14 protein-coding genes are annotated in these 16,995 nt (G+C 65.5%); 12 read left to right on the top strand and 2 right to left on the bottom strand.

Annotated features, from left to right (window positions below; genetic code table 11):
• Positions 1-102: 102 nt before the first annotated feature.
• Entirely contained in the window at positions 103-1,095 is a 993-nt protein-coding gene (locus U5782_RS10935) for a fumarylacetoacetate hydrolase family protein (protein WP_322043823.1), read from the bottom strand.
• Between the two features lie 150 nt (positions 1,096-1,245).
• On the opposite strand from U5782_RS10935, the gene U5782_RS10930 reads away from it, so the two are divergent.
• The 7 genes from U5782_RS10930 to U5782_RS10900 all read left to right on the top strand — a co-directional run bounded on the left by U5782_RS10930 (position 1,246) and on the right by U5782_RS10900 (position 9,910).
• Positions 1,246-2,160: an IclR family transcriptional regulator gene (locus tag U5782_RS10930; protein ID WP_322043822.1), complete on the top strand. Its 915-nt coding sequence runs from the start codon at positions 1,246-1,248 to the stop codon at positions 2,158-2,160.
• A 107-nt stretch (positions 2,161-2,267) separates the two neighbouring features.
• Entirely contained in the window at positions 2,268-3,641 is a 1,374-nt protein-coding gene (locus U5782_RS10925) for a DUF3108 domain-containing protein (RefSeq protein ID WP_322043821.1), read from the top strand.
• Between the two features lie 337 nt (positions 3,642-3,978).
• Positions 3,979-4,779, top strand: coding sequence for a 3-oxoadipate enol-lactonase (gene pcaD, locus U5782_RS10920; protein ID WP_322043820.1), 801 nt, complete (start codon positions 3,979-3,981; stop codon positions 4,777-4,779).
• 235 nt (positions 4,780-5,014) lie between these two features.
• Entirely contained in the window at positions 5,015-5,272 is a 258-nt protein-coding gene (locus tag U5782_RS10915) for a DUF3567 domain-containing protein (protein WP_027815766.1), read from the top strand.
• A 297-nt stretch (positions 5,273-5,569) separates the two neighbouring features.
• Positions 5,570-6,652 carry a homocysteine S-methyltransferase family protein gene (locus tag U5782_RS10910; protein ID WP_322043819.1) on the top strand — a complete coding sequence of 361 codons (1,083 nt, stop codon included), beginning with the start codon at positions 5,570-5,572 and terminating at the stop codon, positions 6,650-6,652.
• Positions 6,653-6,734: 82 nt separating this feature from the next.
• Positions 6,735-9,452: a methionine synthase gene (metH, locus tag U5782_RS10905; RefSeq protein WP_322043818.1), complete on the top strand. Its 2,718-nt coding sequence runs from the start codon at positions 6,735-6,737 to the stop codon at positions 9,450-9,452.
• 242 nt (positions 9,453-9,694) lie between these two features.
• A complete protein-coding gene (locus U5782_RS10900) occupies positions 9,695-9,910 on the top strand; it encodes an acid-shock protein (protein WP_322043817.1) in 216 nt (71 codons plus the stop codon).
• Between the two features lie 79 nt (positions 9,911-9,989).
• Here the strand turns inward: U5782_RS10900 and U5782_RS10895 are convergent, their stop codons facing one another.
• On the bottom strand, positions 9,990-10,316 hold the full coding sequence (locus tag U5782_RS10895; RefSeq protein WP_322043816.1) for a DUF1840 domain-containing protein: 327 nt from the start codon (positions 10,314-10,316) through the stop codon (positions 9,990-9,992).
• A gap of 322 nt (positions 10,317-10,638) precedes the next feature.
• On the opposite strand from U5782_RS10895, the gene argS reads away from it, so the two are divergent.
• The 5 genes from argS (at position 10,639) to U5782_RS10870 (ending at position 16,897) form a co-directional block, all read left to right on the top strand.
• Entirely contained in the window at positions 10,639-12,423 is a 1,785-nt protein-coding gene (gene argS / locus U5782_RS10890; RefSeq protein ID WP_322043815.1) for an arginine--tRNA ligase, read from the top strand.
• Positions 12,424-12,563: 140 nt separating this feature from the next.
• On the top strand, positions 12,564-13,460 hold the full coding sequence (locus U5782_RS10885) for an SPOR domain-containing protein (protein WP_322043814.1): 897 nt from the start codon (positions 12,564-12,566) through the stop codon (positions 13,458-13,460).
• 133 nt (positions 13,461-13,593) lie between these two features.
• Positions 13,594-14,247 (top strand): thiol:disulfide interchange protein DsbA/DsbL, encoded by a 654-nt coding sequence (locus U5782_RS10880; RefSeq protein ID WP_322043813.1) that lies wholly within the window; start codon positions 13,594-13,596, stop codon positions 14,245-14,247.
• 14 nt (positions 14,248-14,261) lie between these two features.
• Positions 14,262-15,035, top strand: a complete 774-nt coding sequence (locus tag U5782_RS10875; protein ID WP_322043812.1) for an SDR family oxidoreductase — start codon at positions 14,262-14,264, stop codon at positions 15,033-15,035.
• Positions 15,036-15,289: 254 nt separating this feature from the next.
• A complete protein-coding gene (locus U5782_RS10870; RefSeq protein ID WP_322043811.1) occupies positions 15,290-16,897 on the top strand; it encodes an ABC transporter substrate-binding protein in 1,608 nt (535 codons plus the stop codon).
• Positions 16,898-16,995 lie beyond the last annotated feature (98 nt).

Below are 16,995 nucleotides of genomic sequence, written 5' to 3'. Positions count from 1 at the left end.
CGACGGCCCGCCCGCGCGTTCGCCAGTTTAGCCGCACATGGGACGTGCGGCATCCGGCGAAACCCTTTCGGCTAGAGCGTTGTCTGGCCGCTTATTCCATGCTTATTCAACATCCGACAGCGCCGTGACGGCCTGGTCGATCGCACCGAAAATCGACTGCCCCGCCGGATCGAGCATCTCGATCTTCACGCTGTCACCGAACTTCATGAACTCCGTGCGCGGCTCGCCATGCTCGATCGTTTCGAGGCAGCGCTTCTCCGCGATACAGCAATAGCCGCGCTTCGCGTCCTTGTTCGAGACCGTGCCCGAGCCGACGATCGCGCCCGCGCGCAGATTGCGCGTCTTCGCCGCGTGGGCGATCAACTGGCCGAAGTGGAACACCATGTCCGTGCCCGCGTCAGGCTGGCCCACTTTCTTGCCGTTCCAGTAGACCAGCATCGGCAGATGGACGCGACCCTCGCGCCAGTGCTCGCCCAACTCGTCGGGCGTCACGACGACCGGCGAGAACGACGTGGCCGGCTTGCTCTGGAAGAAGCCAAAACCCTTGGCCAGCTCCGCCGGAATCAGGTTGCGCAACGACACGTCGTTGGCCAGCGCGACGAGACGCACGGCCCTGAGCGCTTCGTCGACGCTCGCGCCCATCGGCACGTCGCCGGTGATGACGGCCACTTCCGCTTCGAAGTCGATGCCGAACGCTTCGGTTGCGCACACGATGTCGTCGGTCGGGCCGATGAAGTCGTCGCTGCCGCCCTGATACATGAGCGGATCGGTCCAGAATTCGGGCGGCATCTCGGCGCCGCGCGCGCGGCGCACGAGTTCGACGTGGTTCACGTAGGCCGAGCCATCCGCCCACTGATAGGCGCGCGGCAGCGGCGCCATGCAATCCCGCGCATCGAAGCTGAAGCTGTTGCGGGCGCGGCCATGATTGAGCGCGTCGTAGAGCTCGAGCAATTGCGGCGCGTAGAAGCGCCAGTCGTCGAGCACGCGCTGGAGCGTGGGCGCGATTGCATCGGCGATGGCGGCGCTGCGCAGGTCGCGGGAAACGACGATCAGTTGGCCGTCGCGGGTGCCGTCCTTCAGCGTGGCGAGTTTCATGGAATCAGGCGTGGATGACGATAGAGGAAATGTATTCTACGATGGTGAATCGGCGCGGCCCAAGGGGAGGCCTGCAGCCGTCACGCCGCGCGCCCTCGCAACGCGCAACGTCAACGCATCACTATCCAACCCGAGACCCAATCGATCTCCATGCCGCCGTCCACCCGCTCCGCTTCCTCGTCCCGCTCCAGCGCTGCTTCGGCAGATGACCACGCCGCGCTCGACACCGCCGATCTCGACGAAAACAGCGAAGGCGGTGAAGGCGGCGAAAGTGGCGAGGAAAAGCTGCGCTCGGGCATCCAGTCAATCGAAGTGGGCTTTCGTCTGCTCGAAGTGCTGACCAACGAGCCGCGCGCGATGATGCTGCGCGACCTGGCGCAGCGCGCGGGCATGAGCCCTGCAAAAGCGCATCGCTATCTCGTGAGTTTTCTGCGGCTCGGCGTGGTCGCGCAGGACCCGGTCTCGGGCCGCTACGAACTGGGCGGCTTCGCGCTGCAACTGGGTCTCGCGCGTCTTGCGCGCGTGGATGGCGTGAAGCTCGCGCGCATCGCGCTCGCCGAACTGCGCGATGCGCTCGATATCACGGTCGGCATCGCCGTGTGGGGAAATCAGGGGCCGACGGTCGTGCACTGGATGGAATCGAGTCATCCGGCCAAGGCGTCGCTCAAGCTCGGCGACGTCATGCCGATGCTCAGCTCGGCGACCGGCCTGCTGTTCGCGGCCTACCTGCCGCGCGGCAAGACCGCGCCGATGATCGAGCGGGAGCTTGCCAGCGCGCAACATTACGCGTGGGGCTCGACGCCGCGCACCGCCGAAGCGCTCGCCGAAACGCTCGTGGACGTGCGCGAGCACGGCGCGGCGCGCGTCGAAGGCATGCTGCTGCCGACCATCCACGCGTTCTGCACGCCCGTGTTCGACGCTAGCGGCGATCTCGCGCTGGGTCTGATCGCGCTCGGCCATGAAGGCGCGTTCGACAGCGGCTGGGGCGGCGCGGTGGATAGCGCGCTGCGCGCGTGCGCACAGAAGCTCTCGTACGAATTGGGGTACAGCCCCGTCGAGCGTTGAAAACCGGGGCCGCTGGACGCGCTCCTGCCGCCGCTTCTGCAAGCATCAGGCTCGTCGTGTCACAGTAGCGCTTATCCGCGATCCGGCCCGAAGGCCGACTGAACCCGATGTCCACATCCGCCGCCGACCAGAACGCTTCCACCTCGCCCCGCCGCCCGCGCGCGTGGCGCTGGCTGGCCGTGTTCGTCGCGGTCACGGCGCTGCACTGGCTCGCGGCGCAATGGTTCGAGCGCCATCACGGCGCGCAGCAACCCGTCACACCCGCGCATGTGCCGGTGCAGGTGCGGCTGCTCAAAACCGAGCGCATCGAGCAGCAGGCCAAACCCGCCGCGCCGGCCACCCAGCCCGCGGCTAAACCCGCTGCGCCCGCGCGCCCCAAACGCGCGCCGAGCCCGCCGCATACGCTCCAGGCCATCACGCCGCCCGAGGCGCATCCCAAGACCCCTGCAGCGCCCGCCGAGGCCGCGTCCAGCCCTGCCGCCCCCGACACCGCCGCAAGTGCTGCGAGTGGCGCAAGCGGCAGCGCGCAAGCCGCCGCGCCCGGCAATGGCAATAATCCGAACGCGCAAGCCGTGCAGGCTTCGCACGGCGTCAAGTTCCAGGTGCCGCCCTCGGGCGAGCTTCAGTACGACACCTTCTTCAACGGCGTGCGCAACGAGCCCGGCACGATCCACTGGAAGAGCGACGGGCAGCACTACGAAATGGTGGTGTCGATCCCGCTGCCCTTCGTCGGCACCTTTAGCTGGACGAGCCGCGGGCATGTCGACCCCTTCGGTCTCGCGCCCGATCAATACATCGAAAAGCGTGGCCGTCGCCCGGCGGACTTCACCGTCTTCAATCGCAGCCAGAAGCAGATCGTCTTCACCCGCACGCCCAACTCGCTCGCGCTGCCCGACGGCGCGCAGGATCGCTTCAGCATGGTGATGCAGCTTGCGAGTCTCGTACGCGGCGACCCTGACACCTACAAACCGGGCGTCACGCGCGAGTTCTATGTCGCCGATAACGATAGCGGCGAGACCTGGCCCATCACCACCATCGGCGATGAAAACGTGCGCACGGATCAGGGTTTCGTGAGCGCGCGCCACTTCATGCGCTTGCCGCGCCACGATGGCGACAAACGACGTATCGACGTGTGGCTTGCGCCTTCGCTCGGCTGGTTGCCGGTGCGTCTCGTGCAGACCGAGCCAAACGGCACCGAAGTGGAATTGCTGTGGCACGGTGCGTTGCGCGTGCCGACGGTGTCGAACGACACGGCAAACAGTGCGGACAATGGCACGACGAATAGCGCTCCAAGCAGCCCATCGAATCAAGCTGCGAGTTCGTCACCCGCATCGGCGGCGAGCGAGCCCGCGCCTGCACCGAACGATGCGACCAGCAACCCGGCGCCGACACCCACAACGGATCAATCCACCGATCAATCCGCTGCGCCAGCGCCCGAAGCCGCCCCCACACCGCCTGCCGACGCGCCCATGCACCCTTAAGCGTCCCGTCGCACGCAGCGGTGCAAGGAAAGCGCGTGCAAGCCACAAAGCTGGCCGTTTTGACCGCACATTTGCGCGAAATAGCGCATACTGGAAATCATCGAAGCGCCTTGTATTCGAACTGCATCGGATAAGCGCGCGGCCCGAGACGAGCACAAGAAAGAACAGAGGAAAGCGTTCGCAAGGAGGCTCGAGTCCCGCACGAAACCGGAGCAACCGGCTGCACAAACCATCCGCCCCGCGCCTTTCAGGCACGCGGCTTGCAACAGCCGCACGACGTCCACGCAGTACTTCGCAACCAGCCTGACTCCCGCCCCCATCGGCCAAGGAGGAACGCATGCAAGCGACTGTCAATGGCATCGATACGCGCTACGTCTTCGAAGACCGCAGCGGCGGCCCCGCGCTGACCTTCATTCATCAGCTCGGCGGCGACCTCTCCGTGTGGGACACGCTCGCGGGGCATTTCCGGCATCGCTTCCGCGTATTGCGCTACGACGTGCGCGGCCACGGCACGAGCGCCGTGTCGAATGCGGCGTTCGGCTTCAAGGAACTCGCCGCCGATCTCACCGCACTGCTCGATGCGAAGGACATCGAAAAGACGCATCTCGTCGGCATGTCGATGGGCGGCATGATCGCGCAACAGTTCGCGCTTGATCATGGCGGCAAGTCCAGCTCGCGCGTGCTCTCGCTCACGCTGTGCGATACGGCGAGCCGCACCGCGTCCGATGCGCGCGAAACGTGGAACGAACGCGCGGCACTCGTGCGCCGCGAGGGCCTGGGCGCACTCGCCGACGTGACGATTGCGCGCTGGTTCACAGCGGACTTCCGTCGCACGAATCGCGATACCGTCGCGCACATTTGCGAGGTTTTATTACGGACACCTGCAGAGGGCTATGCGCGCGCCTGCGAAGCCTTGCGCGACTTCGACGTTCACGAACGACTCTCGCAGTTGCGTGTGCCCACGCTCGCCGTGGCCGGTCGCCACGATAGCGGCACGCCGCCCGCGCTCACCGAGGCGCTCGCGCAAGCGATTCCCGATGCACGTTTCGAAATGCTCGACGCCGCGCATCTGGCCCCGGTGGAGGAATCGCACGGTTTCGCGGCGCTGCTCGAAACGTTTCTTCGCCAGCAGGTCTAATAGTTGCACTCGAAGTTGCACTCGCAGCCGCACCAGGACTGAAGTTGAATTCGTCGTACCCGGCATCACGTGGCAAAGCAGCACAGTCGTGCCCGTTGCAGGTAACAAAGACCGGAAGCAAAGGGAGAGCAGTCCGAAAAAAGAGGTGAAGCGGGACCCACCCCTTGAATTCCAGATCGAACGCTCCATGTATCGACTGAAGCAGTGAGGGAGCACAGGAAAAAGGAGTGTCGCCATGCAGATGATCTACAACAGTCCAAACTATTGCGTTGTCGAGTTTCCCCCGCAGGACGGTCACGTCGCCATGCGCTCTGGCGGCTATGAAATCGTCGACAAGAACGCACGCCGCGAGTTGTTCATCGACGGCGTGATGGCGGCACGTTTTCGCGAAGACGTGCAGAAGCTGATGGACGAAGATCAGTCGCTCGACGAGGTGGACGAATTCCTCGGACAGTTCGACAGCCTGATGCAGCAACCCGTCGTGCTGCACTGACACGTGGCAGCCCGCGCAGTACGCGCGCAGCATGACGGCTCTCACGCTCGGCCTCAGCACCCCGCTCTCGTAGCAGAACACGCAGCAGGAAGTTGACGTAAAACGCGCGCCGCCCGGATCCCGGCGGCGCCCCCGCTCAGGAAACCCCGTCTGGCTCACGCCGCGCGGGGTTTTCTTTTGGCGGCACGGAGCGCGAGCGGAGGCCTTGTGACCCCACGCGCGTCAGCGCCCCGCCCCGGCTGCGGATACAATGTCAGGTTTCCCAGTTCAACCGGCGCTTTCGCCCGCCCGTCATCCATGAACCAGCCCGCCGAACACGCTACGCGCCCCGCCGGGGCCGCCCCTCGCGCCACGCCGTACACGCGCGCAGCCTCGCTGCCCGCGCTGCTTGCCTCGCGCATCGTGATCCTCGACGGTGCGATGGGCACGATGATCCAGCGCTACAAGCTCGACGAAGCCGCCTATCGGGGCGAACGCTTCAAGGACTACCCGCGCGACATCAAGGGCAATAACGAACTGCTCTCGCTCACGCAACCGCAGATCATCAGCGAGATCCACGAGCAGTATCTGGCCGCGGGCTCGGACATCATCGAGACGAACACGTTCGGCGCCACCACGGTGGCCCAGGACGACTACGGCATGGGCGAACTCGCCATCGAGATGAACATCGAGTCGGCGAAGCTCGCGCGCGCAGCGTGCGACAAGTACTCGACGCCGGACAAGCCGCGCTTTGCCGCCGGCGCGATCGGCCCGACGCCGAAGACCGCGAGCATCTCGCCCGACGTCAACGATCCGGGCGCACGCAACGTCACCTTCGAGGAACTGCGCCGCGCCTACTACGAGCAGGCCAAGGCGCTGATGGACGGCGGCTGCGACCTGTTCCTCGTCGAGACGATCTTCGACACGCTCAACGCCAAGGCCGCGCTGTTCGCGCTCGACCAGTTGTTCGAGGACACGGGCGAGAACCTGCCCATCATGATCTCGGGCACCGTCACCGACGCATCCGGGCGCATTCTCTCGGGGCAGACCGTCGAGGCCTTCTGGAACTCGCTGCGCCACGCCAGGCCGCTGACCTTTGGTCTGAACTGCGCTCTGGGCGCGGCGCTGATGCGCCCGTATATCGCCGAGCTCGCGAAGCTCTGCGATACCTACGTGTCGTGCTACCCGAACGCCGGCCTGCCGAACCCGATGAGCGACACCGGCTTCGACGAAACGCCCGCCGATACCTCGGCGCTGCTCAAGGAGTTCGCAACGGCGGGTCTCGTGAACGTCGCGGGCGGCTGCTGCGGCACCACGCCCGAACACATCGCCGCGATCGCCAAGGCGCTCGCCGAGATCAAGCCGCGCCGCTGGCCTGGGCAGTATCGCGACGCGGCGTAAGCCCCGCGACTCGTCCGCCACGCCATTGCACGCCTGCATTTCAAGACAAAACTGACGAACCCTGACGATCCGGTCCCCCGCCATGACTGACCATACCCTGCGACTCTCCGGCCTCGAACCGTTCAATGTGACGGACGGCACGCTGTTCATCAACGTGGGCGAGCGCACCAACGTGACCGGCTCGAAGGCGTTCGCGCGCATGATCCTGAACGGCCAGTTCGACGAAGCGCTCGCGGTCGCCCGCCAGCAGGTCGAAAACGGCGCGCAGATCATCGACGTCAACATGGACGAGGCGATGCTCGACTCCAGGGCGGCGATGGTGCGTTTCATGAACCTGATCGCGTCGGAACCCGACATCGCGCGCGTGCCGATCATGATCGACTCGTCGAAGTGGGACGTGATCGAAGCGGGCCTGCAATGCGTGCAGGGCAAGGCCATCGTCAACTCGATCTCGCTCAAGGAAGGCCGCGAGCCATTCATCCATCACGCAAAACTGATCCGCCGCTACGGCGCGGCCGCCGTCGTGATGGCCTTCGACGAGAAGGGTCAGGCCGACACCTTCGAGCGCAAGACCGAGATCTGCAAGCGCTCGTATGAAGTGCTCGTGAACGAGGTGGGCTTCCCGCCCGAGGACATCATCTTCGACCCGAACATCTTCGCGGTCGCCACGGGTATCGAGGAGCACAACAACTACGCGGTGGACTTCATCGAGGCCACGCGCTGGATCAAGCAGAACCTGCCGCACGCGAAGATCAGCGGCGGCGTGTCGAACGTGTCGTTCTCGTTCCGCGGCAACGACCCGGTGCGCGAGGCGATCCATACCGTGTTCCTCTACCACGCGATTCAGGCGGGCATGGACATGGGCATCGTCAACGCGGGCCAGCTCGGCGTGTATGCCGATCTCGACGCCGAGTTGCGCGATCGTGTGGAAGACGTGGTGCTCAACCGCCGCGATGACGCCACCGACCGTCTGCTCGAAATCGCCGACAAGTTCAAGACCGGCGCGGCGAAGAAGGAAGAGAACCTGGAGTGGCGTAACCAGCCGGTCGAAAAACGTCTTGCGCACGCCCTCGTGCATGGCATCACGAACTTCATCGTCGAAGACACCGAAGAAGCGCGCCAGAAGATCATGGGCGGCGGCGGCCGTCCGATCAACGTGATCGAAGGGCCGCTCATGGACGGCATGAATGTCGTCGGCGACCTGTTCGGTCAGGGCAAGATGTTCCTGCCGCAGGTGGTGAAGTCGGCGCGTGTGATGAAGCAGGCCGTCGCGCATCTGATTCCGTTCATCGAGGAAGAAAAGCGTCTGCTCGCCGAGTCGGGCGCCGACGTGCGCGCGAAGGGCAAGATCGTCATCGCGACCGTCAAGGGCGACGTGCACGACATCGGCAAGAACATCGTCTCCGTCGTGCTCCAGTGCAACAACTTCGAAGTGGTCAACATGGGCGTGATGGTCCCGTGCAACGAGATCCTCGCGAAGGCGAAGGTCGAGGGCGCGGACATCATCGGCCTCTCGGGGCTGATTACGCCGTCGCTCGAAGAGATGGCCTACGTCGCCTCCGAAATGCAGCGCGACGACTATTTCCGCGTCAAGAAGATCCCGCTTCTGATTGGCGGCGCGACGACCTCGCGCGTGCATACGGCCGTGAAGATCGCGCCGAACTACGAAGGCCCGGTCGTGTACGTGCCGGACGCGTCGCGGTCGGTATCGGTCGCGTCGAGCCTGCTCTCGGATGAAGGCGCGACGAAGTACATCGACGACCTCAAGACCGACTACGAGCGCATTCGCGACCAGCACGCCAACAAGAAGGCGCAGCCGATGGTCACGCTCGAAGAAGCGCGCGCCAACAAGACGAAGATCGACTGGGCCGACTTCCAGCCCGTGAAGCCGAAGTTCATCGGCCGCCGCGTGTTCAAGAACTACGATCTGAACGAGCTCGCGAACTACATCGACTGGGGTCCGTTCTTCCAGACCTGGGATCTCGCGGGTCCGTATCCGCAGATCCTCAACGACGAGATCGTGGGCGAGTCGGCGCGCAAGGTGTTCTCCGATGCGAAGTCGATGCTCTCGCGCCTGATCCAGGGCCGCTGGCTGCAGGCCAACGGCGTGATCGCGCTGCTCCCCGCGAACACCGTCAACGACGACGACATCGAGATCTACACCGACGAGTCGCGCACCGAAGTCGCGCTCACGTGGCGCAATCTGCGCCAGCAGTCGGTGCGTCCGGTCGTCGATGGCGTGATGCGCCCGAACCGCTGCCTCGCCGACTTCATTGCACCGAAGGACTCGGGCAAGGCCGATTACATCGGCATGTTCGCAGTGACGGCCGGCATCGGCGTGGACGTGAAGGAAGCGCAGTTCGAGAAGGACCACGACGACTACAGCGCGATCATGCTCAAGGCGCTCGCCGACCGCTTCGCGGAAGCGTTCGCCGAGGCGATGCACGCGCGCGTGCGCCGCGACCTGTGGGGCTACGCGGCGAACGAAACACTCGACAACGATGCGCTGATCGCCGAGAAGTACGCGGGCATTCGTCCGGCGCCGGGTTATCCGGCCTGCCCGGATCACCTCGTCAAGCGCGATATGTTCGACTTCCTGCAATGCGGCGAGATCGGCATGAGCGTGACGGAGTCGCTGGCGATGCTGCCGGCAGCGAGCGTTTCGGGCTTCTACCTCGCGCATCCGGACAGCACGTATTTCTCCGTCGGCAAGATTGGCCAGGATCAGCTTGCCGATTTCGCGCAACGCATGGCGCTCTCCCCGGACGACGCGCGCCGCGCGCTCGCGCCGCTGCTTTAAGGACATCGCCGCCAGCCTTGGGCGTTCGGGCCGCACACAACGCGCACAGCACACCGTTGTGGCGGCCCGACATACGCGATCCGATAGCCTGAATATTTCGCGCACGGAATTTTTCGGCTTTGTAAGATGGCCCCGCATTACCCAAGGCCAAACGCGGCAGGCATCGCCCGGCGCCGCGCCGGCTCGCTCATCAGCAAGTCCTTAAAAGTAGATCGAAAGCAACCTCGACGGAGAACAATCGTATGAAGAAGCTGATGTTGATATTGACCGCCTTCGGCGTCGCCGCGCTCGCGCAGCCGTCGTTCGCACAGCCGGCCTCCGCAGTGCACGAATCGAGCGCGGTGTCGTCGTATTCGGCGCCCACCGAAAAGCACGTGAAGAAGCCGAAGAAAAAGAAGGTCAAGAAGGGCGCCGCTTCGGCCGCAGAAACCGCAGAACCGACTGCCGCCAGCCAGTAAGCACAGGCTGACACCGCAAAACAAAAGAGCCCGCAGATTTGCGGGCTCTTTTGTTTTCATGCAGCGATGACCGACCGTCCTAGATACCCCAGACGATGTCGTTGTCTTCCTTCCTCGCCGCGCGCAGCATGTCGAGGAACGGGAACGCGCGCTGGGCAAGACCCGGCGGCAGTTCGTGCGGCTCGCGACCTTCTTCGCCTTCGTGGAAGTGACCGTCATGTTCGGCACGATCCTTCTTGTCGACGGCGATGGCCGATTCGAGCTTGCTGATCGCGCCGTCCAGTTCTTCATGCGTGATGACGCCGCGCTCGCCAAGCCGCTTGCCGATAATGCCAAGCAGATATTGCGCGAGACTGTCCAGCATCAGCACGTCGGGCGACGCGTGGCATTTGAAAGTAATCAGCATGACTGTTCCCTTTTGATTTTCTAAGTTGAGCGCGCTGCAACCGGAACATTCGCGGCGAGCCGCCGCTGCGGGCTTCCGTGCCTTGGCCGGGCGGCCGCACTTGCCGGGGTTCTCATTTCACATATTAGCACCTGCTAAAATCCGTCTGAACGGAATTACCCGAAGTCACTCGATGGGCGCGGCACGCCCGCCCGGCAAGCCGAAGCGCCAGCGCAGGCGCGCGGCGCCGACCGCCCTCACCCGGATTCGACGGCCCGCGCCGGCCACGCGACATCGCAGTCGGCCCCGCACCCAAACTACCCGCACAGGACCTGCAACAAGCATGCTGCCCGCACAGAAACACACCCTGGAGACTCTGCTCGCCGACGCCGTCGCCCAGGTGGCGAAGGCCACCGAAGGCGCCTCCGAAGCCGCATTCGTCGTGCCCGCGATCGCGCTGGAGCGCCCGAAGGTCGCCGCGCACGGCGACGTCGCCTGCAACGTGGCGATGCAGCTCGCCAAGCCGCTGCGCACGAACCCGCGCGCGCTGGCCCAGCAGATCGTCGATACCGTCAAGGCGCTGCCCGCCGCGGCCGGCCTGATCGCCGACGCCGAAGTGGCCGGTCCCGGCTTCATCAACCTGCGTCTGACCGCCGAAGCCAAGCGCACCGTGCTGAACGCCGTGTTCGCCGAAGGCGCCACGTTCGGCCGTTCGCAGCGCGAAGCGGGCAAGCACGTGCTGGTCGAGTTCGTTTCGGCCAACCCCACGGGCCCGCTGCACGTCGGCCACGGCCGCCAGGCCGCGCTTGGCGACGCGATCTCGAACGTGCTGGCCTCGCAGGGCTGGGGCGTGCACCGCGAGTTCTACTACAACGACGCGGGCGTGCAGATCGGCAACCTCGCCGTTTCCACCCAGGCGCGCGCACGCGGCCTGAAGCCGGGTGACGCGGGCTGGCCGGAAGCCGCCTACAACGGCGAATACATCGCCGACATCGCGCGCGACTACCTCGCCGGCGAAACGGTGGCCGCGAAGGACGGCGAGCCCATCACGGGCGCGAAGGATCCGGAAGACCTCGAAGCCATCCGCCGCTTCGCCGTGGCCTATCTGCGCCACGAGCAGGATCTCGATCTGCAAGCGTTCGGCGTGAAGTTCGACCGCTACTACCTGGAGTCGTCGCTCTACACCGAAGGCCGCGTCGAGAAGACCGTCGAGGCGCTGGTCGCCTCGGGCCAGACTTACGAGCAGGACGGCGCGCTGTGGCTCAAGACCACCGACTACGGCGACGACAAGGACCGCGTGATGCGCAAGTCCGACGGCACCTACACGTACTTCCTGCCGGACGTCGCCTATCACGTCACCAAGTGGGAACGCGGCTTCACCAAGGTCATCAACGTCCAGGGTTCGGACCACCACGGCACCATCGCGCGCGTGCGCGCGGGCTTGCAGGCGCTCGGCGTGGGCATCCCCAAGGGCTACCCCGACTACGTGCTGCACAAGATGGTCACGGTGATGCGCGACGGCCAGGAAGTGAAGATCTCCAAGCGCGCGGGCAGCTATGTGACGGTGCGCGACCTGATCGAATGGTCGGGCGGCGCGAACCCGGGCAGCGAAGTCTCGCCCGATCTGCTCGACGAAGCGACCATCCGCCGCGGCCGCGATGCCGTGCGCTTCTTCCTGATCTCGCGCAAGGCCGACACGGAATTCGTGTTCGACATCGACCTCGCGCTGAAGGAAAACGACGAAAACCCGGTGTACTACGTGCAGTACGCGCACGCCCGCATCTCGTCGATTCTCGGCGACTGGCAAGGCAAGCACGGCGGCAACCTGGCCGCGCTGCCCTCGGTCGATCTCTCGCCGCTGTCGAGCGAGCGCGCCCTCGCGCTCATCGCGAAACTCGCCGAATTCCCCGACATGCTCACGCATGCCGCCGCGGAACTCGCACCGCACGCGGTCGCCTTCTACCTGCGTGAACTCGCGGCTGAATTCCACTCGTTCTACAATGCCGAACGCGTTCTCGTGGACGATGCCGCCGTGCGGGATGCGCGCGTCGCGCTGCTCGCGGCCACGCGCCAGGTGCTGGCGAACGGCCTCGCCATGATCGGCGTCTCGGCTCCCGAGCGCATGTAAAACGGGCTGCGAATCCGTAGCCCGGCCCGCGCGGCAGCCGTCGCGCGGGCGCTCCGTCCAAAACGCATGACGACATGTTTGGGGCGCACCCGTCTGGGCGCGCCGTTCCGGAATACTCTTGTTTGCAGGTGATTCAGACGATGGCACAAGCGATTGCAAAAGCACGCCGCACTACAAAACAGCAGTCGAAACAGACCGGGGGGACGTTTCTCGGTGTCGTGCTGGGCCTGATTGTCGGCCTTGCGATCGCCGTGGTGGTGGCGCTTTACATCACGCGCTCGCCCACGCCGTTCGTCTCGAAAGTCGCGCCGCCGACTGCCTCCGACGCGAGCCAGAGCGAGCAGTACGATCCGAATCGCCCGCTGCAGGGCAAGTCGCCGGGCCAGCCTGTGACGCCGCAGGCCGCGCAGAGCACGCCGCCGAACACGGCGCCGGGCCAGACCACGAACCAGTCGCAGTCGTCGGGCATGCTCGAAGAGCCGCAGATCGTCGAGGTGCCGCCGTCGGGCAACGCGAACGCTAACAACGGCAACGCCGGCGACAACGGCACGGCCGCGAACAGCAACGCCAACGCCAACGCGGGTGCGAACAACGGCGTCGCCGTCGCGCCGAAGCCCGCCACGAACGAGAACAGCCCGACGATCGCGAAAAAGCCGCAACCGTCGAGCCAGGCGAATCTGGCGCTCCAGCAGTTCGCCAACAACCAGCCGATCAAGACGCCCAACACGCCGAATACCGCCCCGCCGGCCGCCAAGCCCGCGCAACCGGGCTCGGCTGCGCCCACGGCCGGCGACGCCAACACCGGCTACTTCCTGCAAGTCGGCGCGTACAAGACCTCGGGCGACGCCGAGCAACAACGTGCGCGCCTCGCGTTCCAGGGCTTCGAATCGAAGGTCACGCAGCGCGATGCAGGCGGCGTCACGTACTTCCGCGTGCGCATCGGCCCGTTCTCGAAATTCGACGACATGAACTCGACCCGTCAGCGTCTGTCAGATGCCGGGATCGACACTGCCGTCATCCGTTTCACGAAGCAGTAATCAGCTGCAATCGCGAAACGCCAGGCGACGCGCGCACCGCGCGCGTCGGTCACAAACCGCAACACTCGTACGCCGCGCGCCGGCGTGCAATCTGGCCGGATGCCGCCGGCCCCGTTCACTGGAATAACACGCTATGAATCGACTTCTCGGAACGCTCCTGCTCTCGCTCACGATGCTCGCCGGCGCGGCGCACGCATCGCCGGCCGCGCCCGTCGCCGGCAAGGAATACACGGTGCTCAAGAGCGCCCAGCCGCTCGACGTGCCCGCGGGCAAGATCCAGGTGATCGAGTTCTTCTGGTACGGCTGCCCGCACTGCAACGCGCTCGACCCGTTCCTCGAAAGCTGGATCGCCAAGCAAGGCCCGGACGTCGTGTTCAAGCGCGTGCCGGTGGCGTTCCGCGACGACTTCGTGCCGCACTCGAAGATGTACTACGCGCTCGACGCGCTGGGCCTCGCGCAGAAGCTCACGCCGGCCGTGTTCCATGAAATCCACGTGAACAAGAACTACCTGCTCACGCCGGAAGACCAGGCCAAGTTCCTCGCCACGCAAGGCGTCGATACGAAGAAGTACATGGACGCGTACAACTCGTTCTCGACGCAGAGCGCGCTCCAGCGCGACAAGGGCCTGCTCGACGCGTACAAGATCGACGGCGTGCCGACCATCGCGATCCAGGGCAAGTATGAAACGGGCCCGGCGCTGATGCAGGTGTCCGAAGACAAGGCCGACCCGGCCACGCTGCAAGTGATGGACTACATCATTTCGCAGATCCGCGCGAAGAAGATGTGAGCGCACGCGCCGGTATGACTCAACCGCTGAAGGTCTTCATCACCGGCGCGTCGAGCGGCATCGGCGCCGCCCTCGCCGCCGAGTACGTGCGGCGCGGTGCCATCCTCGGGCTGGTCGCACGCCGCACGGACGCCCTGGAGGCGTTTCGCGCAGCCCATCCGCAACACCCCATCTCGCTCTATCCCGCCGACGTGCGCGACGCCGATGCGCTCGCCGCCGCCGCCCTCGCCTTCGTGGCGGAGCACGGCATGCCCGACGTGGTGATCGCCAATGCCGGCGTGAGCCGCGGCGCGCTCACCGGGCACGGCGACCTCGCGACGTTCCGCGACGTGATGGACACCAATTATTTCGGCATGGTCGCCACCTTCGAGCCCTTCGCCCAGGCGATGGCCGAGGCGCGGCGCGGCACGCTCGTGGGTATCGCGAGTGTGGCGGGCGTGCGCGGCCTGCCGGGCTCGGGCGCGTACAGCGCCTCGAAGGCGGCGGCGTTCGCCTATCTCGAAGCGCTGCGCGTCGAGATGCGGCCGTTCAACGTGCCCGTCGTGACGATCGCGCCCGGCTACATCCGCACGCCGATGACGGCGAAGAACCCGTACCGCATGCCGTTCCTGATGGACGCTGACCGCTTCGCCGCGCGCACCGCCGACGCCATCGCACGCGGCACCACCTTCGCGGTGTTTCCGTGGCCGATGCGCGTGGTCGCGACGCTGCTCGGCGCCCTGCCGCGCTGGCTCTACGACCGCGCGTTCGTGCGCGCACCGCGCAAGCCGCGCACCGCCGAGCACTGACCTCACCCGCGGCGCAGACTCATGCGCCGCGCGTCATTTCCTGCCATACCTCAAGGCCGTGCGCGCCTTGACCTCCAGCACGCCCGGATCGCACCCCATATGGGTATGTCGATTAAATTGTTGTCTGGGCAATTTCCCTTCGATAAGCTTGCCCCGATCGGGCCCCGTGCGCGGTGCGCTGCTTTCGCCTCGCGCGCCACGGCCCCAGACCGACCCACCCTGCCGACCCCGGCCATCGCACCATCGGAGATCCCATGCGCTTCACCTCGCCCGCTCCCGTGCTCGCCGCCGCGCTGTGCGCGGCGCTCGCCTGCGCGGCCACGCCTGCGCTCGCGAAACCGCTTACGGTCTGCACGGAATCGAGCCCGGACGGCTTCGACGTCGTGCAGTTCAACTCGCTCGTGACGACCAACGCATCCGCCGATGTGATCTTCAACGCGCTGGTCGCCTACGACGAAGCCCAGAAGAAAGTCGTGCCCTCGCTCGCGCAGTCGTGGGACGTGAGCAGCGACGGCCTGACCTACACCTTCCATCTGCGCCCGAACGTGGCGTTCCAGACCACGGAATGGTTCAAGCCCACCCGCACGCTGAACGCCGACGACGTCGTCTTCACCTTCGAGCGCATGCTCGACGAGAACAACCCGTGGCACAAGGTGGCGGGCGCGAGCGGCTTCCCGCATGCACAGTCGATGGGCCTCGCGAAGCTCGTGAAGTCGATTACGAAGGTCGACGCGAACACGGTCAAGTTCGAGCTCAACGAGCCGAATGCCACCTTCCTGTCCATCCTCTCGATGGGCTTCGCTTCGATCTATTCGGCCGAGTACGCCGATCAGTTGCTCAAGGCCGGCAAACAGGTCGACCTGAACGCCAAACCCGTGGGCACCGGCCCCTTCGCGCTCAAGAGCTACACGAAGGACGCGGTGATCCGCTACGACGTGAACACAGCCTACTGGGGGCCGAAGCCGAAGGTCGACCGCCTGATCTACGCCATCACGCCCGACGCCACCGTGCGCGCGCAGAAGGTCAAGGCCGGCGAATGCCAGATCGCGCTCTCGCCCAAGCCGCAGGACGTGGCCGACGCCAAAGCCGACAAGTCGCTCAAGGTCGTGCAGACGCCCGCCTTCATGACCGCCTTCGTCGCGCTCAATACGCAGAAGAAACCGCTCGACAACCCGAAGGTGCGCCAGGCGCTGAACCTCGCCTTCGACCGCACGACCTATCTGAAGACCGTGTTCGACAACACGGCGACGGCCGCGACCAACCCGTGGCCGCCCACCACCTGGGGCTACGACAAGTCGATCCAGGCGTATCCGCATGACGTCGCGCGCGCGAAGCAACTGCTCGCCGAAGCGGGTGTCGCCAACGGCTTCTCGACGACCATCTGGGTGCGTCCGAACGGCAGCGTGCTCAATCCGAACCCGCGCGCGGGCGCGGAGCTGCTGCAGGCCGATTTCGCGAAGATCGGCGTGAAGGCGGAGATCAAGGTGATCGAGTGGGGCGAGCTGATCAAGGAAGCCAAGCAGGGCCAGCACGACACGCTCTTCATGGGCTGGGCCGGCGACAACGGCGATCCGGACAACTATCTTTCGCCGCTCTTTAGCTGCAATGCCGTGCAGTCGGGCATCAACTTCGCGCGCTTCTGCGATCCGCAGCTCGACAAGCTGATCGCCGAAGGCAAGGCCACGACCGATCAGGCCAAACGCGTGAAGCTCTACGACGCTGCGCAAAAGATCATTCACGATCAGGCGCTGTGGATTCCGCTCGGTTATCCGACCGCTTCGGCCATCACGCGCACCACGGTGAGCGGCTATCAGGTGAGCCCGTTCGGTCGCCAGAACTTCGGCGCGGTGACGGTGCAGTAAGCGCAGCTTGCCGAAAAGGAAAAAGCCGGGGTATGCCTCGGCTTTTTTTGCGTTTGCGTTCGACGATTTCGCGGCCGTTTCAGCCGGCCCTTCACTCC

The organism is Paraburkholderia sp. J67 (genome assembly GCF_905220265.1).
In the GTDB taxonomy this organism is placed as follows: Bacteria; Pseudomonadota; Gammaproteobacteria; order Burkholderiales; family Burkholderiaceae; genus Paraburkholderia.
Note: the sequence above shows the minus strand (reverse complement) of the source record. Positions and strands in the feature narration are given on the sequence as shown.